This is a genomic window from Pseudoalteromonas sp. NSLLW24 (genome assembly GCF_015864725.1).
GTDB lineage: Bacteria > Pseudomonadota > Gammaproteobacteria > Enterobacterales > Alteromonadaceae > Pseudoalteromonas > Pseudoalteromonas arctica.
On sequence record NZ_JADYWQ010000017.1, the window covers coordinates 19,841 to 43,530 of the forward strand.

At 39.3% G+C, this 23,690-nt stretch carries 18 protein-coding genes; 10 read left to right on the forward strand and 8 right to left on the reverse strand.

Annotated features, from left to right (window positions below):
- Positions 1 to 12: 12 nt before the first annotated feature.
- From I6E72_RS15810 to I6E72_RS15830, 5 genes are read right to left on the reverse strand one after another with little or no spacing between them, the layout of a single operon-like run.
- Complete coding sequence (locus I6E72_RS15810) at positions 13 to 2,550, reverse strand: glycogen/starch/alpha-glucan phosphorylase (RefSeq protein WP_197113047.1); 2,538 nt, start codon at positions 2,548 to 2,550, stop codon at positions 13 to 15.
- The gene (gene glgX / locus I6E72_RS15815; RefSeq protein ID WP_197113049.1) at positions 2,543 to 4,606 is read right to left on the reverse strand and encodes a glycogen debranching protein GlgX; all 2,064 of its coding nucleotides are present in this window, start codon (positions 4,604 to 4,606) and stop codon (positions 2,543 to 2,545) included. The genes I6E72_RS15810 and glgX overlap by 8 nt, the downstream gene beginning before the upstream one ends.
- Positions 4,599 to 6,839 (reverse strand): 1,4-alpha-glucan branching protein GlgB, encoded by a 2,241-nt coding sequence (gene glgB / locus I6E72_RS15820; protein ID WP_197113051.1) that lies wholly within the window; start codon positions 6,837 to 6,839, stop codon positions 4,599 to 4,601. The genes glgX and glgB overlap by 8 nt, the downstream gene beginning before the upstream one ends.
- Complete coding sequence (gene malQ, locus I6E72_RS15825) at positions 6,840 to 8,834, reverse strand: 4-alpha-glucanotransferase (protein WP_197113053.1); 1,995 nt, start codon at positions 8,832 to 8,834, stop codon at positions 6,840 to 6,842.
- A 9-nt stretch (positions 8,835 to 8,843) separates the two neighbouring features.
- Positions 8,844 to 9,146, reverse strand: coding sequence for an isoamylase early set domain-containing protein (locus I6E72_RS15830; protein WP_121954768.1), 303 nt, complete (start codon positions 9,144 to 9,146; stop codon positions 8,844 to 8,846).
- Positions 9,147 to 9,529: 383 nt separating this feature from the next.
- On the opposite strand from I6E72_RS15830, the gene I6E72_RS15835 reads away from it, so the two are divergent.
- Positions 9,530 to 10,462, forward strand: a complete 933-nt coding sequence (locus tag I6E72_RS15835; RefSeq protein ID WP_024591768.1) for a hypothetical protein — start codon at positions 9,530 to 9,532, stop codon at positions 10,460 to 10,462.
- Between the two features lie 59 nt (positions 10,463 to 10,521).
- On the opposite strand, the gene I6E72_RS15840 is transcribed toward I6E72_RS15835, so the two are convergent.
- Both I6E72_RS15840 and I6E72_RS15845 read right to left on the reverse strand, forming a co-directional pair.
- Positions 10,522 to 11,691 carry a cache domain-containing protein gene (locus I6E72_RS15840; protein WP_101216978.1) on the reverse strand — a complete coding sequence of 390 codons (1,170 nt, stop codon included), beginning with the start codon at positions 11,689 to 11,691 and terminating at the stop codon, positions 10,522 to 10,524.
- 499 nt (positions 11,692 to 12,190) lie between these two features.
- On the reverse strand, positions 12,191 to 12,619 hold the full coding sequence (locus I6E72_RS15845; protein ID WP_002958609.1) for an Lrp/AsnC family transcriptional regulator: 429 nt from the start codon (positions 12,617 to 12,619) through the stop codon (positions 12,191 to 12,193).
- 194 nt (positions 12,620 to 12,813) lie between these two features.
- Between I6E72_RS15845 and I6E72_RS15850 the strand changes: the two genes are divergently transcribed.
- The 4 genes from I6E72_RS15850 to I6E72_RS15865 are packed head-to-tail and all read left to right on the forward strand — an operon-like array spanning position 12,814 to position 17,417.
- A complete protein-coding gene (locus I6E72_RS15850) occupies positions 12,814 to 14,019 on the forward strand; it encodes an aspartate aminotransferase family protein (protein WP_007580760.1) in 1,206 nt (401 codons plus the stop codon).
- A gap of 50 nt (positions 14,020 to 14,069) precedes the next feature.
- Positions 14,070 to 15,104, forward strand: a complete 1,035-nt coding sequence (astA, locus tag I6E72_RS15855) for an arginine N-succinyltransferase (protein ID WP_007580762.1) — start codon at positions 14,070 to 14,072, stop codon at positions 15,102 to 15,104.
- A 7-nt stretch (positions 15,105 to 15,111) separates the two neighbouring features.
- Entirely contained in the window at positions 15,112 to 16,578 is a 1,467-nt protein-coding gene (gene astD / locus I6E72_RS15860; RefSeq protein WP_197113055.1) for a succinylglutamate-semialdehyde dehydrogenase, read from the forward strand.
- A gap of 35 nt (positions 16,579 to 16,613) precedes the next feature.
- Positions 16,614 to 17,417, forward strand: a complete 804-nt coding sequence (locus I6E72_RS15865) for a DUF1338 domain-containing protein (protein ID WP_007580767.1) — start codon at positions 16,614 to 16,616, stop codon at positions 17,415 to 17,417.
- Between the two features lie 71 nt (positions 17,418 to 17,488).
- On the opposite strand, the gene I6E72_RS15870 is transcribed toward I6E72_RS15865, so the two are convergent.
- The gene (locus tag I6E72_RS15870) at positions 17,489 to 18,769 is read right to left on the reverse strand and encodes a flavohemoglobin expression-modulating QEGLA motif protein (RefSeq protein ID WP_008169642.1); all 1,281 of its coding nucleotides are present in this window, start codon (positions 18,767 to 18,769) and stop codon (positions 17,489 to 17,491) included.
- A 146-nt stretch (positions 18,770 to 18,915) separates the two neighbouring features.
- Between I6E72_RS15870 and I6E72_RS15875 the strand changes: the two genes are divergently transcribed.
- From I6E72_RS15875 to betA, 5 genes are all read left to right on the forward strand, one after another.
- On the forward strand, positions 18,916 to 19,173 hold the full coding sequence (locus I6E72_RS15875; RefSeq protein WP_002958616.1) for a DUF3081 domain-containing protein: 258 nt from the start codon (positions 18,916 to 18,918) through the stop codon (positions 19,171 to 19,173).
- Positions 19,173 to 19,478 (forward strand): hypothetical protein, encoded by a 306-nt coding sequence (locus I6E72_RS15880; protein ID WP_165725464.1) that lies wholly within the window; start codon positions 19,173 to 19,175, stop codon positions 19,476 to 19,478. The genes I6E72_RS15875 and I6E72_RS15880 overlap by 1 nt, the downstream gene beginning before the upstream one ends.
- 409 nt (positions 19,479 to 19,887) lie before the next feature.
- Positions 19,888 to 20,463, forward strand: coding sequence for a transcriptional regulator BetI (gene betI, locus I6E72_RS15885; protein WP_197113118.1), 576 nt, complete (start codon positions 19,888 to 19,890; stop codon positions 20,461 to 20,463).
- A gap of 1 nt (position 20,464) precedes the next feature.
- Entirely contained in the window at positions 20,465 to 21,928 is a 1,464-nt protein-coding gene (gene betB / locus I6E72_RS15890) for a betaine-aldehyde dehydrogenase (protein WP_101217061.1), read from the forward strand.
- 11 nt (positions 21,929 to 21,939) lie between these two features.
- Complete coding sequence (betA, locus tag I6E72_RS15895; protein WP_197113063.1) at positions 21,940 to 23,607, forward strand: choline dehydrogenase; 1,668 nt, start codon at positions 21,940 to 21,942, stop codon at positions 23,605 to 23,607.
- Positions 23,608 to 23,690: the final 83 nt, after the last annotated feature.

Sequence of the window (23,690 nt, forward strand, 5' to 3'; positions counted from 1 at the left end):
TACTCTCTCCATTTAGTCTAGGCTGTTAGTGGCATGGCTTTTAGTTGTCGTTAAGTCTGTTTCACTAATATTGAGGGGTTCTAAATGCCAAATATCTTCACTGTATTGGCTTATGGTTCTGTCACTTGAAAACATACCACTGGCTGCCGTATTTAAAATACTCATTTGTGTCCAGTAGGTTTGATCTGCGTAAGCTTTATCAACTTCTTTTTGAGCTGCTACATAACTTTCAAAATCGTGTGCAACAAGCCATGGATCGTGTGGGCTCTTAATTGCATTTGTTATATCGTCAAATAAGCATGGTTCAAACAAGTTAAAATGGCCGCTTTCGAGTAGTTGCATTACATTATTTAAATCGCTATTTTGCGCGATTAAATGCTCAGGATTGTAACGTGACTTAATATCATCAATTTGATGAGCTTGTGCCCCAAACAAAAAGAAGTTGTCTGCACCAACGGCGTCTCTAATTTCAATGTTTGCACCATCCAGCGTGCCGATCGTCAATGCACCATTCATCATAAACTTCATGTTGCCAGTACCAGACGCTTCTTTGCCTGCGGTAGATACTTGCTCTGACAAATCGGTTGCAGGACAAATAACTTCCATAGCGGTTACGTTGTAATTAGGTAAAAAGGCGACGCGTAAATACGGGGCTGCTAACGGATCTTTATTTATAACTTCTGCCACGTTATTAATAAGCTTAATAATTTTTTTAGCCATGTAATAACCCGGTGCTGCTTTACCACCTAATAAAACACAGCGAGGAACAAGCCCTTGGGTATCACCACGACGAATACGGTCATATAAATGAATCACATGAAGTATGTTTAATAGCTGACGTTTGTATTCGTGGATACGTTTTACTTGTACGTCAAACATCATCGATACGTCAAAATCAACATTGCAGCGCGCCTTAACTAAATCAACTAAACGCTGTTTGTTTTCGCGTTTAGCATTTTGCCATTGCTCATGAAATGCTTTGTCATCGTAAAAGCGACGTAGGTCACTAATTGTTGAAAAGTTTTTAACCCAGTCATGACCAATTTTTTCGCTGATTAATTTACTTAAAACGGGATTACAATGTGCAAGCCAACGTCTTGGTGTAACACCATTTGTTTTGTTATTAAACTTATCTGGCCACAGCGCGTAAAACTCTTTAAATAAACCCGCTTTTAACAGTTCGGTATGCAGTGCTGCTACGCCATTTACAGAGTAACTACCTACAATGGCTAAGTAAGCCATACGAATTTGCGGCTCATCGCCCTCTTCAATCAACGACAATGCACGCTGTTTATTAACATCACCCGGCCATTGCTGTGCAACTTGTGCTAAAAAGCGTGCGTTTATCTCGTAAACTATTTCTAAAATGCGTGGTAATAATTTTGAAAACAACGAGACAGACCACTTTTCAAGCGCTTCAGGAAGTAGCGTATGGTTTGTGTAGGCCATTGTTTTAGTAGTGATTTGCCAAGCATCGTTCCAATCAAGTTCGTAATCATCAATTAAAATACGCATCAGCTCTGCAACAGCAATACTTGGGTGTGTATCGTTTAACTGAAAAACATGAAAATCAGCAAAGTCGCTAAAGTTCTCGCCATGTTGGGAAACCCACTGATCAACTACGTCTTGAATACTCGCAGATGATAAAAAGTATTGTTGGCGCAATCTAAGTTCTTTACCATTTTCGCTGCTGTCGTTTGGATACAGCACCATGGTAATTTGTTCAGCTAGGTTTTTTTGTGCGACGGCTTCTGAGTAACTGCCTGCATTAAATTCGGTCAAATTAAATTCATCTGTCGCTTCTGATTTCCATAAGCGTAGCGTATTTACAATATTGTTTTTATAACCTGGAACAGGTACATCGTAAGGTACAGCTAATACATCTTGTGAACTCATCCATTGACGATGCTCTCGGCCGAATTTATCTGTGTAACTTTGCACGTAGCCGCCAAATTTCACACGTTTTGCATGTTCTGGCGCGCTTAGCTCCCATGGGTGCCCTTCGCGCAGCCAGTTATCTGGTTGCTCAATTTGGTTACCATCTTTAATTGATTGGTTAAACATGCCGTATTCGTAACGAAGGCCATAACCAATGACAGGTAACGCTAAACTAGCACAGCTATCTAAAAAACAAGCAGCTAGGCGGCCTAAACCACCGTTACCTAGGCCTGCGTCGTGCTCGGCATCTTCAAGCGTTTCTACTGTTGTGCAGTATTCTTGTAATGCAGCAGCAACTTGGTCGTCTAAATCTAGGTTTAGTATTGCATTACCCAGCGCACGTCCCATTAAAAATTCAAGAGAAAGGTAAGCCGTTTTGCGGCGTTTCTCTTGCTTAATTTGTTGATTAGTTTCTCTGCAGCGGGCAACAAGTCTGTCGCGAATAGTCAGCGCTAAAGCATGGTATAAATACAGTCTTGATTCGCCGACTTTATCGCGACCTAGGGTATAATAAAAATGCCGTGTTAAGTCATCTTTAAGCGTACTTTCATCTATAACAGGACCTTCTTGCCAGCCCTTTACTACACACACTTGTTCACTTTGTTTAGCCATGACTTACATCCTCTAAATTAGCACTAAAAACCCAACTACTTTGTGCTGAAATTTCAACCATCGCATCTTCATTACTACTCACAGATGCATTATTTACACTTGATAAAACCATTTGCCACGGCGCATTAATAGGCGAATGCGGCATTTGGCAAAAAACTGTTTTTTTACTGGCATTAAATACCATCAGTAATGCATGATTGTTTTGCTTATCAAGTAAGCTATACATTAAAAACTGTCTGGTATCTTCATGCCAATGAGCGTCGGTCATGGTTTTACCTTGTTCAGTAAACCACTTAACGGTAAAACGCTCGTCTATATCATCTAAAAATACACTGTGTTTGAACGCACTGTGCGCGCGTCTAATTTTTAAAGCATCGTCAATAAATCGTGTTAACGAATGATTAAGCTGAGAATCTTTCCAGGCAAGCCAGCTAGTGCGATTATTTTGGCAATAAGCATTGTTATTACCCCCTTGAGAGTGCGCCATTTCGCTGCCAGCGGCAATCATGGGAACACCTTTTGAGAATATCAAAGTAAGTAAAAAGTTTTTTTGTTGTTGCAAACGCAGTGCGTTTATTTTTGAGTCACTGGTAAAGCCTTCTACTCCACAGTTGAACGAGTGATTTGCACTGTGCCCATCTCTGTTTTGCTCACCATTAGCTTCGTTATGCTTTTCTTCATAACTCACTAAATCGGCAAGCGTGAAACCATCATGACTCGTTATAAAGTTAATGCTATTAAGTGGTCCACGTTGGCTGTGCTCAAAAATATCAAACGATCCATGCAAACGTTTTGCAACGTTGGCAATTATGCCCGTTTCACTTTGCCAAAAACGTCTAATTACATCGCGGTATTGATCGTTCCATTCTCGCCATGGCGGCGGAAATGCCCCAAGCTGATAGCCACCAGGACCTATATCCCAAGGTTCACTTATTAGCTTAACCTTATTAAGCACAGGGTCTTGGGCTACTGCTTGTAAAAAAGTATGTGCAGAGCTAAAGCCTGCTTTTGAGCGCCCTAAAATGGTCGCTAAATCAAACCTAAATCCATCAACTCCCATTACCTCAACCCAATAACGAAGGCTATCAAGTACAAGTTGCAGCGTTTTAGGGTGATCAATATTTATGGTATTTCCACAGCCGGTATCGTTTATATATACATTAGGCTGACCCTCTACTGTGCGGTAATACGCTAAGTTATCAAAGCCTCTTAGCGATAATATAGGGCCATCGGCCCCCGCCTCTGCGGTATGGTTATAAACAACATCTAAAATAACTTCTATGTCGGCAGCATGAAGCTCGCGCACCATTTGCTTAAACTCGTTTATATCGTCGTTTACTAAATAGTCTTTATGGGGGGTAAAAAAGTTAAGCGTGTTATAACCCCAGTAGTTTTGCAGCCCTTTTCCTGTTAAAAATTGCTCACTAATAAAAGAATGAACAGGTAAAAGCTCAACTGCTGTAATGCCAAAGCTTTGTAAATGCTCAATAAAGCTTGGGTGGCTTAACCCTAAAAACTTTCCTTGTAGAGGTTTAGGTATTTTAGGATGACGACACGTTGTGCCTTTAACATGGCACTCGTAAATAACCGTGTTTGACCAACGGTGGTTTGGCTTTTTATGCGCATACAACGTAGGGGGTGCTACTTTTGACTTAGGTATATCAATCGCATTATTTACGCTGCTTTTAGTGCCAATTGGCATTTGCCCATAATGGCGTTCGCTCCATGTAAACTCACCAAACAAGTCTTTTGCGTATGGGTCTATCAGTAGTTTATTTTCGTTAAATAGTTGACCATTTTTAGGGTTATATTCACCCTCAACTCTAAAGCCATAAAGTGCGCCGGCGCTTAATGGCGAAATATGAATACTCCAAATACCCCCTTCGTTAATATTCATCGCCATTTTTAGAATTTCTGAATGGCCACTTTTATCAAACAAACACACATAGGCTTGGCTTGCACCTGGCGCATAAAGCGCGAAGTTAACCCCATTATTAATAACACTAGAACCTAGCGGTTCTACATTACCGGGGGCTACATCAAATTGGTTACTCATCATCAACCTTTTGTAAGTAAATAGTTGTTAAGCCACCAATGGCAATTGAAATACTGTGTTTAAAGCCATGATTTGATTCATTTATAGCGTGAACTATCTGCGATGAATCTTTAGTTACCTCAACGCCAGAGCCAAAAAACTGAGTATCGTCTGTATTTAAAACAACTTTATAACGCCCTTTACTCGGTACGCCAATAACGTAGTTTTCATAGGACGCGGGGGTAAAATTAGCAATAACAACCACAAAGTCTTTTGCGTTTTTAGCATAGCGAACAAAGCTTAAAATGCTCTGCTGATTATTATTGTTATCTATCCAGGTAAAACCAGCCGCGCTCGAATCTAACTCATACAACGCGGGTTGGTTTTTATAAACGGTATTGAGCGCTTTTACGGTGTGCTTTATACCGTTATGGCTTTGGTGCTCAAGTAAATGCCAATCGATAGAATGATCGTGTCCCCACTCTTTTCGCTGTGCAATTTCACCGCCCATAAACAAGAGTTTTTTACCCGGGTGTGCCCACATAAATGCGTAGTAAGCGCGTAAATTTGCAAATTTCTGCCAATCATCGCCTGGCATTTTTTCAATTAACGATCCTTTACCGTGTACTACTTCATCGTGGCTTAATGGCAATATATAGTTTTCACTAAAAGCGTATACCATCGAAAAAGTCATTTCGTGATGATGATGCTGACGGTATAAAGGGTCGTGCTGCATGTAATGCAAACTATCGTTCATCCAACCCATATTCCACTTATAGCCAAAGCCTAAGCCGTTGTGCTCAACACTTTGGGTGACGCCCGGCCACGCTGTTGACTCCTCAGCCACCATCATAATGCCTGGGTTGTTTTTATAGCTGCGCATATTGACTTGCTTTAGGCACTCAATCGCACCTAAGTTTTCGCGCCCGCCGTAACAATTAGCAATCCACTCGCCTTCTTTTCGGCTGTAATCTAAATACAACATAGAAGCTACGGCATCTACACGCAGACCATCTAAACCAAATTGATGTAACCAATACATAGCATTTGAAATCAAAAAGCTTTTAACTTCAGGGCGGTCGTAGTTATAAATGTAGGTATTCCAATCAGGATGAAAACCTTGACGCTTATCGGCATGCTCATATAAATGAGTGCCATCGAATCGATGTAAGCCATGCGGATCGCTGGGAAAATGCCCAGGCACCCAATCAAGTAAAATACCTAAATTAGCTTTGTGGCATTGCTCTACAAAGTATTTAAAGCTGTTGTAATCGCCAAAACGGCTGGTAGGTGCAAATAAACCAACAGGCTGATACCCCCACGAACCATCAAACGGGTATTCACTTATTGGCATAAGTTGAAGGTGGGTAAAATTCATTTCAAGGGCGTAGCTAACCAGTTTGTCAGCAAGCTCTGTGTAACTTAAATAGCGGTTGTTTTCAGCGCGTTGCCATGAGCCTAAATGCACTTCATAAATACTAATTGGCGCATCAATATGATTACGCTTTTGTCGGTTTTGAAGTGCCTGAGCGCCGAGCGTTATAGGTTCTGGTTTATACTGCAGTACACTTGCAGTACCCGGGGCTTGTTGCATTTTAAATGCATAGGGGTCGGCTTTTTCGAGTACTTCTCCACTTTGAGCGGTAATTGCAAATTTGTAGCACATGTCGGCTTTAAGGCCTGGTACGAATAGCTCCCATACACCACTTGCAGGATGAAAACGCATAAAGTGGCGATTAGCTTGCCAAAAATTAAACTCACCAATAATAGAAATACTTGCTGCGTTGGGTGCCCATACACAAAAGCGCACACCCTCTACGTTTTGTTGAGTACTAAAATGTGCACCAAAATGAGAGTAAGCATGTTCAAGGCTGCCTTCGTTAAATAAATACATTGCCTCTGCATCAAGTGTGCTTTCAAAGCTGTATTCATCATAAAAGGTAACGCTGCTATTTGTGTACTTAGCAATGCATTGATAAGGCGCGGTGGGTAGTGCATCAACTTTAGCTATAAATAAGTCACTTTGTTGGTAGCGCTGCGCCTCAATGCTTTTATTATTTAATGTAACACTTACGTTTATTGCACAAGGTAAGTAAAGACGAATTTCAACTTCGGCATCTGTTTTATGTGCCCCTAAAAAGCTAAATGGGTCTGTAAATCGTCCTGTATTTAATGCATGTACTTGTGCATCATAGCTATTTTCATGTACTGAGCTGTCCTGTGCTGACGATTTTTTATTAATTGTACTGCTCATTTAACTTTTCCTTATTGAATCGATAGCAGCTAAAAGTGAGCCATTTTTAGTAAATATTTCTTCACTGGTATGCGTTAATACACGTCGCCAATTAGGATATTCTTTATCTGTCCCGGGGATATTAACCGGATATTTCTGCTCATCTAAATCATCTATTTGAATTGCAAATAGACGCGATTGAGAACCTGCCAAACACAATGCTAGTGCGTTATATACTTCGACTGAATTACTATGTAATAAAAGCTCGGTTGTATTGGTATGGCGATTAATAAACCGTAGTATCCTATGCTGCTCTTCTACTCGTTGTTGCTTTAATTGCTCGTATTCACTGCAAGTTATAAGCTTGTATTGTTGCTTAATATTTAAATCAGCATGCTGCCACCAACCTGTAAAAGGCGGTACATCATGATTGGCTATCATTAACAAACACTGTGCTGCTAGCTCATCTGTCGATAAAAACTCTCCACTGTGTTGTTTTTCAAAATAAAATAAACTGTTAGAAAATATACCGTTTGAAGCTAGAGCCTGCCTTACCTCTGGCGGCACAACGCCTAAATCTTCTCCAATAACAATACTCTGATTAATATGTGACTCAATTTTTAAAATGGCGAGTAAGTGCTCAAACGGGTAGTAAACATAACAGCCACCTTGTTCGCCATTATTTTCAAAGCACCACCATAAGCGCCTAATAGCCATTACGTGGTCAATTCTAAGCCCACCTACATTTTGCATGTTTGCGCGAATGAGCGAGCGATAAAATTGGTAGTGATTATTACTAAGACTATGAGGGTTTAGTGCTGGAAGCCCCCAATTTTGGCCAGCTTCGGCCCATGGATCAGGTGGAGCACCGACACTTGCACCTTGGCTAAACAGTGGCTTTTGATTTTTAAATTCAGCTCCATCACCCGCACAACCAACAGCTAAATCATTGATTAAGCCAATAGCCATACCTCGCTCTGCACAACTTTGTTGACACAGTGCCAATTGCGTATGCGCTTGCCACTGCAGGTAATAATCAAATGTTAAGTTATCTGATTCGAGGGTATTTAACGTAGTTGAATGAGTATTACAAAAATCAGTAAACGCTTGGCGACGCTCATCACTTGCCGTTAATTCAAACTGATTATAAAGCGCTTCAAATAACGCATACTTTATACGGCTTACATTTTCATAATCTATAAATTGATCATTACTTTTTATAAGTGTAATTACGTCGTCTTGTTGCATGAGGTCATGTAGAACTGCGTTATTTTGTGCGTCTTCGCTTAATACTATAGAAATATAAAGAGGGTTTAATAAAGCCCGACTACTAGGGCTATAAGGGCTTGCACGCTCTGGCATATCAGCGAATAACAAATGCAGTGGATTAAGTAATATGTAATCCATATTTTGCGAGCTGCATAATTTTGTAAGCGTTAGTAAATCGTCAAAGTCGCCAATACCTAAATGCGCTTTATTTTTTAATGTGTAAAGCTGAATAGATAACCCTGTGCGCTTTGTGTCCTCCACTTGATAAACTTGCTCAGGTACACACCAAAGTTGCGTAATTGCATGCTGTTCACCTACTTGAACACTAGCGTCATGATAGCCAATTGGCATAGTTTCTATGGGTAGTGCTAGCTCAATATAGCGAACGCCATGTAAGTAATATTCACCTGTAACTACCAAATTATAAAGGTTCTCAACCGCTATATTCATCCCAAGAGAAGGAACATTAATGTTGGCGGCTAAATACTGCTGACGTTCGTCTATACGAAGCTTTAAAGCGCATTTTTTTTGGTCAACCAAACTCACACTGGGTACTAAATCCAGCCAAAGCGATGCATCTAAATCATAAGTTAGTTGAGTTATTTCGGCTTCGTTATTTGTATCAACACCGCAACATTGCAAAGCACGTTTACGCGTGTCTTCGCTAAAAAACACCTGTTCACCTGTATACTTAGTGAATTCAAAGCCAATACCATGCAGGTAAAACAACTGCGAAAGAGCATCCATTGAATCGCCTTAATTAATGCGTTGAGTATTTACTATGCTGTTTTCTGTGCCAAATGTATTGCCAATATAACCATCAGCTTGGTGGTCGTTATCCCAAATGTCTCCATTTATTAAATAACGAAAGTGAAATTGTTGATCGATAGGTAAGCGTTGCTTAAATCTAAACACACCTTGTTTTTTATTAAGCTTCATTGGCACAGGTTGCCAATCATTGAATTCGCCTAATAAGCAAACTTCTTCTGCCTCTGGATGAGAAAATTCAAAGGTTACTTCAGCTTCATCTTTTGTTTTAAAAAAACGTTTATTCAACATAGCAGGCTCCAACTAAACCAAAAAGGGTACTTAATCTTTGCCACAGGCCATACAACTAAACAAAAAGGCGATGTGGATTCCATTCAAAATCATTAAACACGTTGTAAGTTAACCAAAACTTTATTTACGCATTATTACAGTGCAACAATTCATTTTTTCTGCACTTAAAAAGTGCGGTTAGTATATAAACAATCTTTTTTAAAAAGCTCAGTAGTACAGAGCAATATTTGAACCAACTAAGCGTACATCACATATTATTTATTTAATCGAATTTAAAGTTAAATAATCCAAAAGTATTGCCTAAATTTATAAAATTCTTTTGTTCTGTACTTTCATCAGCGATAATACACAGCATCTTAATACTCTGAAATATCATAATTTTCATGTTGAAAAAAAGCATTTTAATAACTATAGCCATCATTTTTTTAATAATAGCCACACTTGTTGGTTCTTCAATCTATACCCTTTATAGTAAAAAAGAAATCTCAGTTGATCCTAAATTAAAAGAAATCTCAGGTATTGAATTTGATAAACAAAAACGTCTATGGGCTATTAACGACGGAGGCAACGAACCCAAGCTTTACCGCCTTAACAAAGATGGTTCTATCGCCAAAGAAATTTTAGTTGAAAACGCTAAAAACATTGATTGGGAAGACATGACCCAAAACAAATTTGGGCACTTTTTTTTAGGGGATTTTGGTAATAACAAAAACGATCGTAGATGGCTGACTATTTATAAAATAGAAAACCCGATAGATATAAAAACAGATACGACCCAAGCCGAAATAATTAAGTTTACCTACCCCGAAATGGATGGAAGCCCAATAAAACCTAATAACCGTAATTTTGATTTAGAGGCATTTGTAGCACTAGGTCGTCATTTATATTTATTTACTAAAAACCGCACAGAACCTTTCGATGGTATTACTAAAGTGTATAAAGTGGGCGATCATGCAGCAAATTTTGATGCTGAGCTAATTGACTCTTTTAAAACGTGTACCACGCTTGAAAAACTATGCTGGATAACCTCTGCGGCGCTCAGCCCCGATCGTAAAAAATTAGTCTTACTTGATTCAACAAGTCTTTGGTTATTTGAAAACTTTGAAGGTGATAAGTTTTTCTCTGGTGATGTATCAAAAATAGATTTAGGGATTGTTACTCAAAAAGAAGCAGTCACCTTTTTTGATGACAACACGATTGTATTTACAGATGAAGAGTTTAAAGGCATAGGCGGTAATGCTTATTTTATAAAGCTTGATAAAGCCAAAAAAGAAGTTATAAGAAAAAAACCTATTTCAGAAAAAACACTTCCATAGCATCTAGTTAGCTAAGCTAAAGCATTAAAGCTTAGCTAACTTATGTGAAAGGTAATGAGTTAATTACTCTTTTCATTTGACGAATGAAGTGCTTTTTCTACATCAACACCTAAAATCAACACTCCAATATGACTATTATTATCATCTAAAACAGGAAAACTTAGCTGAACTTGAAAATGATGTGTTGATGCATCATATGTGACGCTATCAAAGTTAAAATCTTTTGACTGTTTAAATGTTTTAGTAAACTTATTTTCATCTCCTTGCCAGTAGTCACTGGTTAGCTTACTAATAGCGATGTTTTTTCCTTGGTTATCAGTCAATATTAGCTCAGTAACAACACCTTTGAATTGAGATTGCCATTTTTTAAATACTTTAGATAACGGTAAATTAAGCATAGCTAATCCATCAGGGTGCTTTACTTGTTTACTTTCTTTTATCCATAGCTGGTCTAGTCTTTTAATTTCAGATTCACTTAAGGGAGACTCATTACTTATTTGAACTTGTTCTACTAAACTAGGTAAGTTTAGTAAGGTTTTAGCACTACTGGACAATCTATCAAGTATTTGCTTTTCTTCACTTTTTGATAGTGAAAATGGAGCCTGCGCGCAAGTATTTATATTTTCATCAAACTGCTGCATAAATTTAGGGAAGCGTTTAATAAGTGAATGCGAAGCAAATAATCCCAAAGGTACATACCTAAAAAATTCTCTTTGATACTCATCTTCATTAATGCCTAGCTTTGAGGCTGCTAATTCAAAATCGTCTAAATCAAGTAGAATTCTATCAATCCGCTTATGGTGCATAACATTTACTATTTCTTCTAATGAATTTACTTCTACCTCAGCAATAATATTCTGAGTTTTAAACCAATTAGCCTGGTAACTCCCTCTTACTGCACCATAACGCATTTTATTTTTTGGTTTATTAATGCTCTCTGGATGAGTAAACCAGTACCAGCTTTCTAAAAAGATGGGGGATGATATGCGCCCATAGGCCTTCATTTCAGGCATTAAATGAGTAGTGAAATAACCATCTAAGCGGTCTAACTTTACTTCTCGACGTGCCCGTAACCATGGCAAGGTTTGTAGCTGAAAAGGGGCTCCCATTTCAAATAAAATACACTCAACTTGGTTGACTGCATTATCAGGTGCAGTGGTGGGTAAGTTTGTTCCAAACTGAAGAGGCTCAGTTAAACCCAATAAGAGGGTAAAAAAATATGCAGGCATAATCCATTACTAAATATTGTACAAATTAAAATGAGTATAGTCATGCATATTAAAAAAGCATAAATTCTCCTTACAAAATTTTGTATCTTATCAATGGCTTCAATATTTAAATCTATGCTCTACTGCTATTAGCTTATAAAAAGTACACTTAAATATTTAAATTAATGCATTTATATCTAGGGTCTGTTGACCTTTGAGGATTAAAATTCGTTCAAACTAGGCGCTATTTAATCGCGGCGCGAGATTTGTAACCTAGTGGGCTCGATAACTGCTCCTGCGTTGTTCTAATAGCTTACATCTATGTAGGCAACCAAGAGTAAATAGCGCCTAGGAAGAACCCTATGGGGAGTAACCACACTGCATAGGCTCTGCCTTGCCTGAATACTAAACAGGCTACTGAAAATTCAACCTTGAAAGATCAACAAACCCTAGCCTTTCTATTACTTACCTAAAGTATACCGAGTGTTCACTTAACGACTAAAACAAAAACTCACTGACTCTAGCGCTTAAATTTAGTTTCTAAAATAACAGAAGATGTTGTGCGCTCTACTCCATCCAGATTTCCTATATCGTCTAGTAAATGGCTAAGCTGCTCTAAATTTTGAGCCTGTACTACAGCAATTAAATCAAACTCACCACTTATGGCATAGAGCTGCGAAATTGCATCAATTTGCTTAAGCTCGATATTTGTTTTAGTTGTTAATTTTTGTCTTACTTTTATAGACACATGAGCTGATACCATTTTACTGAGGTAGTCGTCACCATAATCAACGCTATAGCCTTTAATTACGCCCGTTTCTTCTAGTTTCAGCATACGGCTTTGTACCGTTGAACGAGATAAGTCAAGCATGCGAGCAAGATCAGAAATACTCGCTCTAGCGTTTGTTTTTAGTACAGAAAGTAGCTTTTCATCTTGTGGAGTTATCATAATGGTTATTTTCTTCGTTATTTTGTCTTTTATTTTAATCATTTTTCACAAAATAGCACTGCAATTTTAATAGCTAACCTTCGATAATGACCTCTACAAGAAATAATAACGTGTTTGCTGAAGAATAAAGGCTATATTCTTCTTTGAGTTAGCAACTAATCTTTTATCTAAGCCCATTAAATTTAGGTGTAAAAATGCAAGTAACAAGAGACTTATTTAACGACGTAATGGTACCAAACTATAATCCATCAGCAATCATTCCAGTTCGTGGTGAAGGTTCACGCGTTTGGGATCAAAATGATAACGAGTTTATCGATTTTGCTGGTGGTATTGCCGTTAACTGTTTGGGTCACTGTCATCCTGCATTAGTTAAAGCTTTAAAAGAGCAAGGCGAAAAAATTTGGCATTTATCGAATGTTATGACTAATGAGCCAGCACTTCGTTTAGCTCAAAAAATGGTTGAAGCAACATTCGCTGATAAAGTTTACTTTGCAAACTCAGGCGCAGAAGCAAACGAAGCAGCCCTTAAGCTAGCGCGTCGTTATGCACTGGACGTATATGGCGCTGAAAAAACGCAAATTATTGCATTTAATAAAGGTTTTCATGGTCGCACATTCTTTACAGTAACTGTGGGCGGGCAAGCTGCTTATTCAGATGGCTTTGGTCCTAAACCTGCTGACATAGTACATTGTGATTTTAACGATATAGCAGCATTTGAAGCGCTAATCAGCGATAAAACATGTGCTGTTATGATGGAACCATTACAAGGTGAAGGCGGTATTATTTCACCAACAGATGAATTTGCTAAAAAAGTACGTGAACTTTGTACTAAACATAACGCGTTACTTATTTTTGATGAAGTACAAACAGGTGTTGGTCGCACAGGCGATTTATACGCTTATGAAGGTTTAGGGGTTGTTCCTGACATTTTAACAACGGCAAAAGCATTGGGTGGTGGCTTTCCAATTGGCGCTATGATCACTCGTACACCAATTGCTGAGCATTTAAAAATTGGTACTCACGGTTCTACTTATGGCGGAAACGCACTTGCTTGTGCAGTAGCCGAAGCGGCATTTGATACAGTAAATACACCTGACGTACTAAACGGTGTTAAAGAGCGGGAGCAATTATTCCGTGACGGATTAAACGCAATCAACGAAAAATACAACGTATTTAGCGAAGTACGTGGTAAAGGCTTATTAATTGGCGCAGTACTAAATGACAAATTTGAAGGACGTGCACGCGACTTTTTAGTAGCCAGTGCTAATAATGGTTTAATGAACCTTGTAGCTGGCATGAATGTAATTCGCTTTACACCGTCTTTAGTTATCCCGTTTGAAGATATTAAAGAAGGCTTAGCGCGCTTTGAAAAAGCCGTTAGCGATGTAGTAAACGGTTAATATAGTTTAAATTAGCACGCCTACAGGCGTGCTATTGGAGCAAGCAATAAATGCAAGTATTACGTCCTATTACTGCCAATGATTTTGACGCGCTTAAACAAATAGCGATTGAATCCGGTCATGGGTTTACCTCTTTACCTGTGGACGATGCACAGCTTAAAGAAAAAATTGAACGTGCTGAAAAAAGCTTTGCCAAAAACATTAACCAGCCACTTGATGAAAGCTATTTATTTGTTTTAGAAGACAGTGAAACAGGTGACGTTATTGGCACAACCGCTATAGAAGCTGCGGTAGGTTTATCGGTGCCTTTATATCATTATCATTTAGGTAAAACAGTACACCACTCGCCTACTTTAAATGTATATAACACCGTTGATATTTTAAGCATGTGTAACGACTACACAGGCTGCTCTGAAATATGCACATTATTTTTGCGCGAAAATAGCCGCAAAGGTTTAACAGGTCGATTTTTATCACGTTCACGCTTTTTATTTATGGCTCAGCATAGCGAGCGTTTTGCCGACACTGTTATCGCAGAAATGCGCGGTGTTAGCGACGAAGACGGCCATTCTCCTTTTTGGCAATGGCTGCAAGAGCACTTTTTTAGTATTGAATTTCCAGAAGCGGATCACTTAGTTGGCTTAGGCGATAAGGTATTTATTAGCGAGTTAATGCCTAAATACCCTATTTATGTGAACTTGCTTAGCAAAAAAGCCCAAGCAGTTATTGGGCATGTGCATGAAAAAACAAAACCTGCGCTAAAATTATTAGAAAAAGAAGGTTTTGAGCACAGAGGCTACGTTGACTTATTTGACGCAGGTCCAACGGTTGAAGCAAAGCTTGGTAATATTCGCAGCATTCGCGACTCTCAAGTTTGCCCTATTACTATTGGTGAGCTTGATCACATATCACAAAATAGCTCTGATACGCTGGCTGTATGTAATCAAGGCGTAAGTGGCTTTAGAGCAACATTTACCAAAGACGCACATTACAATCATGCAAAACATACTCTCGTCATTAGCCAAGATGTGGCTAAAGCACTTAATTTAAGTCAAGGAGATGCAGCGCGATTTTTCCGCCTGTAAATTATTTATGAATACACACCTAATTAATAACCAGTGGCATGCAGGGCAAGGTCCAGCATTTGAGTCAATCAATCCAAGTAATGGCGATGTGGTATGGCAAGGTAATGGCGCAAACGCTGATCAAGTAGATTCAGCTATAAAAGCAGCCAGAGCAGCACAGGTACAATGGGCAGATAAGCCGCTTGAAGAGCGTATAGCCATTCTTGAAAACTTCGCAGCTCAATTAAAAGAACACAGTGAAGAATTTGCGACCATAATTGCACGCGAAACAGGTAAGCCATTATGGGAAACCCGCACCGAAGTGGGCGCAATGACAGGCAAAGTAGCTATATCTGTAAAAGCATACCATGAACGTACCGGTACAACCGAAAACCCAATGCCCGGTGCAAAAGCGTTTATTAGACACAAACCGCATGGCGTTGTGGCTATTTTTGGCCCATATAACTTTCCGGGGCATTTACCAAACGGGCATATTGTTCCTGCAATTTTAGCAGGCAACACCGTGATATTTAAGCCATCAGAACTGACGCCGCACGTTGCAGAATTTACGCTCTCACTTTGGCTAAAAGCGGGCTTACCAGCAGGTGTTATTAACCTTGTGCAAGGTGAAATTGAAACAGGTAAAGCACTTGCCTCTCACAAAGACATAGATGGATTGTTTTTTACCGGTAGCTCAAACACAGGTCACTTACTACATAAGCAATTTGCAGGACACCCTGGCAAAATTTTAGCACTTGAAATGGGTGGTAATAATCCTCTTATTGTAAAAGATGTGAGTGATGTAAGCGCTGCTGTGCACGATATTATTCAATCAGGCTTTATTACCTCAGGTCAGCGCTGTACGTGTGCACGTCGCTTATTTATTGAAAAATCGCTCAATGGCGATGCTATTTTAGAAAAGCTAATAAGCGCGACTAAAAACATAGTTGTAGACGACAGCTTTGCTACAGAGCAGCCTTTTATGGGTGCAATGATAAGCGAAGAAGCAGCATTAGGCATGGTCGCTGCGCAAAGCGAATTAGTGTCAAAAGGCGCGCAAATCCTTGTTGAACTTAAGCAATTAAAACCAGGCACAGGTTTTGTAAGCCCGGGCATTATTGATGTAACAAACATTACCGACATGCCGGATGAAGAGCATTTTGGACCGCTAATTAAAGTGTATCGTTACAACGACTTTGACAGCGCAATTATTGAAGCTAACAACACAAGCTTTGGCTTATCTGCAGGTTTACTTAGCGACAGTGAAGATGATTACATTCACTTCTTAAAGCGCATTCGTGCAGGTATTGTTAACTGGAATCGCCCTATTACGGGTGCCTCAAGTGCAGCTCCATTTGGCGGCATAGGCGCCAGTGGTAATCACAGAGCAAGTGCCTATTATGCCGCCGATTATTGCGCATACCCTGTAGCATCTGTTGAGTCAGACAAAGTGAGTTTACCGCAAACCCTAGCGCCAGGCTTGATAATTGAATAAGCAATAAAACCAAAATTTAGATTTAAGGATTTAACATGCATACTGATGTAAACACATTATTTGAGAGCCTTTGGAAAAACTACTTAAACGTAACACCATCGGCAGACAAAATTCATGACCTTTTAGGGTCAACGCAAAAAGATGACATTATTAACGATCATATTGCGCTGCGTACATTTAATATCGAAAAAGTAGGTCTTGAAAAACTCGCCGCTCATTTTTTAGCTATTGGTTACAAAGAATGTGGTGAGTACCATTTTGAAGCTAAAAAACTCTATGCAAAGCACTACGAGCATAGCGATCCTAATCAGCCAAAAGTGTTTATTTCTGAGCTATTAGTTGAAAAATGCTCGCCAGAGTTACAAGCCATAGTAACCGACATGGTTGATAAAATTGATGAAAGTGCTGTTACTGCTGATAACTTTTTGTATTCAGGCACGCATTGGCAAGTAAGCACCGATACTTACAAACAACTGCTAGCTGAAAGCGAATATGCAGCGTGGATGTCGGCGTGGGGCTACCGTGCCAATCACTTTACCGTAAATATTAATACGCTTGCTAAGTTTGATAACATTCATGATGTTAACCAAGCCCTAAAAGACGCTGGCTTTTCGCTTAATACGTCAGGCGGCGAAGTTAAAGGCTCACCAGAGGTGTTACTAGAGCAATCGTCAACACTTGCTGATGAATACTCTGTTACCTTTAGTGACGGTGATATGAGCATCCCTAGCTGCTTTTATGAGTTTGCTATTCGTTACCCTAAAGCCGACGGTGAGCTTTATACTGGTTTTGTTGCAGCCTCAGCTGACAAAATATTTGAAAGCACCAACGCTCGATAGCAAAACCTAAAGTACTTTATTTTAAAAGCCCGTTATGGGCTTTTTTTATGTCGGTAAGTTATATTGATTAATTATAAAAATAACGGTTTATAATCATTTTCTAATTTTTCAAACGATAAATCGCCAATAAAACGACCGAAGCTCAACCAAGTTGCCAAACCGCGTAAATCTTTAAAATGTGGTGGCACAAATTGTGGACTCTCTATTACACCTAAATCATGAAGCTGCGATATTAATCTAAAATCATCTATCGATATTTTACCTACCAGTAATAAAGGAAGTCTATCGATTCGTCCAAGCTGTATTGCTACGCGTATTAAGTTATAAACCAGTACAAAGCCTTTAATGTAAGCAATATCTTTTGTAAAAGGCAGACCTGTTGGCGTACTGCCTCTAAATACACGCTGCGCTAGTGTGTAACTGTCATCTTTTGATAAACCTTGCGCTACGTAATCACGGTAAATATCTACAAACTCAGCACCGTCAATTACCTTTGTAACCGCTTGAATACGGTTAACTAATTTAGATAAACGCCTTGGAGTCGATTTTAAAGTAATAATTTCGGTAAGTACTGCTAAGCCTTCTTGGGTAATAGTAGAGCTAGGCGTGCCTTTACTTAAACATGTTAAATAAGGCTGAGCTAAACCATTTTGAGTGGTACCTACGTGTATCCACCCTTCATGCACTTCCAATATATCAAGTTCACGCTGAGAAAACTTAACATCTTGATTAAGCTTTATATTATTAGCACCGGCGGCTGCATCACTGACAATACCATCGCTAAGCATTACCTCTACATTTATGCCTGCCATACTGGCATTTACTTGCTCAGACAAAATACGTACAGCATCAACAGCATCAATATTTTTAGGGTCGTCAGGCAGTATGTCGGCTATAAGTAAATTTTGAAGCGGTTTATCTAGCATATTAGCTAGCTCAGAAAGTGAGGGCTCACCAGCATGGAATAAGTCTTTAGGGTGACCAAATAACTCCACCGATAAGTCATGAAACTCTGGCGTTCCACGATACTCAAGCATACTTAATACCGTTTTATACTCGGTGCACATTTTTCCCATATATTGAGCAATCGGATTTAACTGTCCCAATTGATTAATAATGTTACGGTGCAAAGTAGAAAATGCTTGGCGTAACTCGCTAGGTACAAAACCAAGGTCGCGCTGTTGATAATATGCACGATCGATGAGTGGGTTTTTTTGACATTTCTGTCTAAAAAACTCCTCTTTAGTTTGTTTATCCCAATTAATAGCATCGAGTATCCTAATTGGCGTTTGCAATGCAATTAATTGATCCGATAACTCACGAGTTTTTAGTAGTAACGCCTTGTCTATCATGCTCTAAGCTCAACAATAAATGAGCTTTGAGCATAATTTAAAAAAGCGAAATTACAAAGCAATATCACACTTTTTTAGCTATTGTTTTTAAGATGATCGACCCTCATATCTGTATCGTATGAGTTACTAAACGAAGGGCATAAAACATGAAAAACGAAATCGACAATAAACAGATTTTAGCCGTATATGAACGTATAATTCAAAAAGGTGAAATGACTGATGAAGGCAAGCATTATCAAGGTGTTACTGCTTATTCAGACGTAGATGGCTACACAGTATACCTACAAGGTAGCGGCGTTGAACTGCGCTTTGGTTTTCATAATACTTACCACCTTGACTACGAACATGAAAAGCATAAAGACGACTTTTTGAAAAAATTATATAACATTGCAAACGAGAGCTAATGCACCCACGAAAACGCAGACACCGCCCTACCAGTAAGCTCAATACTACTTTTATAAACCAAGTAGTAGAAGAGCTTAGAGCTGATCCAAGCAAAGTCTCAATTATTCAAGAAAATTTAGAACAGTACCGTGCTCAAACTCATTTAAAGCGTGGTTTTTTACTGGCTATAGAGCGCTTTGATTGGGTTTTTGAAGCAAGCAAAGATATAGACTTTATTTGCCAGCAAATTTTAGCTGATGACTATATTGGCAATAGACTAAGACGTTACCCCCTACTTTTTAAAGGCGTTATTAATAATGCCTGACCTTTCAAAACCAAGCACTTTAAAACGATAAAACCACAAAGTTTACTCTCTATATAATTTTATTAGAGCACTAAGCAATTGCAGGTTTAGTGCGCTTTTGTATTAAATTAATACTATTAGTACTCTAACTATTACTGCACTAATGATTATTGAACATTTTATTCATTTATTGCTGTAAACAAATCATTACTATTATTTAATTTCAAAATAAAATTCACAAGCCTTTGTTTTAAATAAAATAAAACAAAGTAAAACCTTATCTTCTTTATCGCATTAGTTGCGCTTTTATTAATGATTAATCTACATTTTGGCATCTAGATATTTACTTCAGCCTTGAATTGTTAGAGCTATTACCTTAAGCTTATGTTTATTGAACGTTCAATTAATAAAAATTATGCCTAAAGTCGGAATGGAACCTGTCAGACGTCAGCAGCTAATTGACGCGACTATAGAGTCAGTTGCAACTAATGGACTACAAGGCACAACTATAAACAGCATTAGTAAAAATGCCGGTTTATCGTCAGGCATTATTAGTCATTATTTTGGTGGTAAGCAGGGGTTAATTGAAGCCACTGTTAGATACTTATTATCAAGCTTAAAACAAGGCTTGATAAGTAAAGTAAATAACCAAACGAATGCCATTGAACGTTTAATGATTATTATCGAAGCCAACTTTGCGCTTGTACAACAGCGTAATGATACAACCCGAACGTGGTTAAGTTTTTGGGCGCAATCGATGCATGATGAAGAATTACACAGACTACAAAACGTAAACAGTAAACGCTTGCAAAGTAATTTAGCATTTTCTTTTAAGCAATTAATGCCTATTGAGCAAGCAAAGCAAGCTGCAGAACTTAGCGCCGCAATGATCGATGGCCTATGGTTAAGAGCAGTACTGAGTAAATCAGACAATAATCAGTTTAAACACAGTGAAAAGTTAGCAAAAAGCTATGTACTTTCACTTATCAAGCAATATGGAGCCTAGCGTGACTACACCTGTCTATCAAAATTTTATTAACGGCCATTTTCTTGCAAACCAGAACGGCAAAACATTTGATGTAACAAACCCAGCAACGGGCGAGGTTATTTACGCAGTAGAAATTGCCGACGAATTTATTCAAAACGCAGCCATTGCCAGTGCAAAGCAAGGTTTTGCTCAGTGGTCAGCAATGACCCCCATTGAACGTAGTCGCATTTTATTAAAAGCAGTGGCTATTTTACGCGAGCGCAACGATGAGCTTGCACTTGTAGAAGTACTCGACACCGGTAAACCAATGCAAGAAGCAAACTGTGTTGATATTGAAACCGGCGCTGATGTAATTGAATACTTTGCAGGCCTTGCGCCAGCACAAGTAGGCCAACAACAAATGGTTGGTGATGACTTTTACTACACACGTAAAGAGCCATTAGGTATTTGTGCGGGTATTGGTGCATGGAACTACCCACTACAAATTGCATGTTGGAAGTCGGGCCCTGCCCTTGCAGCTGGTAATGCATTTATATTCAAACCATCAGAAGAAACACCACTGGGCGCAATTAAACTTGCAGAAGTATTTGTTGAAGCTGGCGTACCTGCAGGTGTGTTTAATGTTGTTCAAGGCGCAGGCGATGTAGGCCAGTGGCTAACGCAGCATAGCGATATTGATAAAGTATCATTTACGGGTGAAGTAGGCACAGGTAAAAAAGTAGTAGCAAGTGCTGCCGGTACTTTAAAAGATGTCACGATGGAACTTGGTGGTAAATCTCCACTATTAGTATTTGATGATGCCAACATTGAGCAAGCGGTTAGTGCTGCTATGTTAGGTAACTTTTATACGCAAGGCGAAATTTGTACTAACTGTACACGTATTTACGTTCATAAAAATGTATATCAGCAGTTTATTGATGAGCTTAAAGCGCGCACTGAGAAAAACATTATTGCTGGAGACCCACAAGATTTAAATACTAACTTTGGCGCACTTATTTCTAAAAAGCACCAAGAACTAGTAATGAGCTACGTTAATAAAGGCATCGAAGAAGGTGCAACGCTATTAACCGGTGGTACAACGCTTTCACCTAAATCTGCACCTAATGGCTATTTTGTAGCACCGACTGTGTTCATTGATTGTAATGACGATATGACTATCGTTAAAGAAGAAATATTTGGCCCTGTAATGAGCGTGCTTGTTTTCGACGACGAAGACGATGTTATTGCACGCGCTAACGGGACTCACCTAGGCTTAGCCGCAGGCGTATTTACTAGCGATATTAAACGTGCTCACCGCGTGATTCATAAGTTACAAGCCGGTATTTGTTGGATTAACGCTTACGGTAACTCACCTGCTGAAATGCCAGTTGGGGGTTATAAGCAATCAGGTATTGGCCGTGAAAATGGTATTCAAACGCTTGATCAATATACGCAAACTAAGTCTATTTATGTTGGTATGGCCGACATAGAAAGCCCATTTTAAGGCGCCCTACTATGAGTAATCATTACGACTATATTATTGTTGGCGCGGGTTCGGCGGGTTGTGTTTTGGCCAACCGTTTATCTGAAGATTCAAGTAACCGCGTGTTACTACTTGAAACTGGCGGTAGCGATAAAAGTATTTTTATAAAAATGCCAACTGCGTTATCTATTCCTATGAATAGTGACAAATACGCATGGCAGTTTCATACGCAGCCTGAGCCTCATTTAGATAACCGTGAAATGCATTGTCCTCGAGGCAAAGTATTAGGCGGCTCGTCATCTATTAATGGCATGGTATATGTACGTGGCCACGCAAAAGATTTTGACGAATGGCAGCAACACGGTGCAAACGGCTGGGATTACCAATCGTGTTTACCGTATTTTCAAAAAGCAGAAAGCTTTTACCTTGGTGAAAATACTTACCGTGGTGGCAAAGGCCCGCTTGGCGTTAATAACGGTAACGAAATGAAAAACCCGCTTTACCGCACCTTTATCAAAGCAGGTGTACAAGCCGGTTACGCTTCTACAGATGATTATAATGCGTCGCAGCAAGAGGGTTTTGGCCCAATGCACATGACCGTAAAAGACGGCGTGCGCAGCTCTGCTTCTCGTGAGTATTTAGACCCTGTTAAATCGCGTAGTAATTTAACAATTATTACAGGTGCATTAGCACAACGCGTGATTTTAGATGGCAAAAAAGCCACTGGCATTGAATACAAAGTAAATGGCGACGTTAAAACTGCACATGCTGCAAAAGACGTCGTACTAAGTGCAGGGCCAATTGGCTCTCCACATATTTTACAACTCTCTGGTATTGGTGATACTCAAGCGCTTGAAAAAGCAGGTGTTGAAGTACAGCATCATTTACCTGGTGTTGGTCAAAACTTACAAGATCATCTTGAGTTTTACTTTCAATACAAGTGTAAGCAACCTATCACACTTAACGGCAAGCTAGGCATTGTTTCAAAAGGGTTGATTGGCGCGCGCTGGTTATTAACGCGTTCGGGTTTAGGTGCAACAAATCATTTTGAATCGTGTGCGTTTATTCGCTCAAAACCAGGTGTTGAATGGCCAGATATTCAGTATCACTTTTTACCAGCGGCTATGCGTTACGATGGTAGAAGTGCATTTGCAGGTCATGGTTTTCAGGTACATGTTGGTCATAACAAACCAAAAAGTCGCGGTAGTGTCACTATTGCTTCTGCGAATCCTGAGCAACCACCAACCATTTTATTTAATTACCTTGAACACCAAGACGATATTGAAGGCTTTAGAGCGTGCGTTCGCTTAACACGCGATATAATCGAGCAAAGTGCCTTTGATGAATATCGCGATGAAGAAATTCAACCCGGTAAACATATTCAAACAGATGAAGAAATAGATGCCTTTGTACGCCAAGCCGTAGAAAGTGCCTACCACCCTTCTTGCTCTTGCAAAATGGGTGAAGATGATATGGCCGTTGTTAACTCAAATACGCAAGTACGTGGTATTGAAGGGTTACGAGTTGTTGACTCATCTATATTCCCAACTGTTCCTAACGGAAACTTGAATGCGCCGACTATTATGGTTGCCGAAAAAGCAGCTGACATAATTTTAGGTAAAGACCCATTACAGAAATCGGATGTGAATGTTGCCATAACAACAAACTGGCAAGAAACACAACGTAGTACGGAGATCTAACTTTAGCCACATGCTTAGGTTTAGTCTCGTCGGGCTAAACCAATGCGTGCCTTGCAGTGGCACACGATGTAAATAGGTTACGT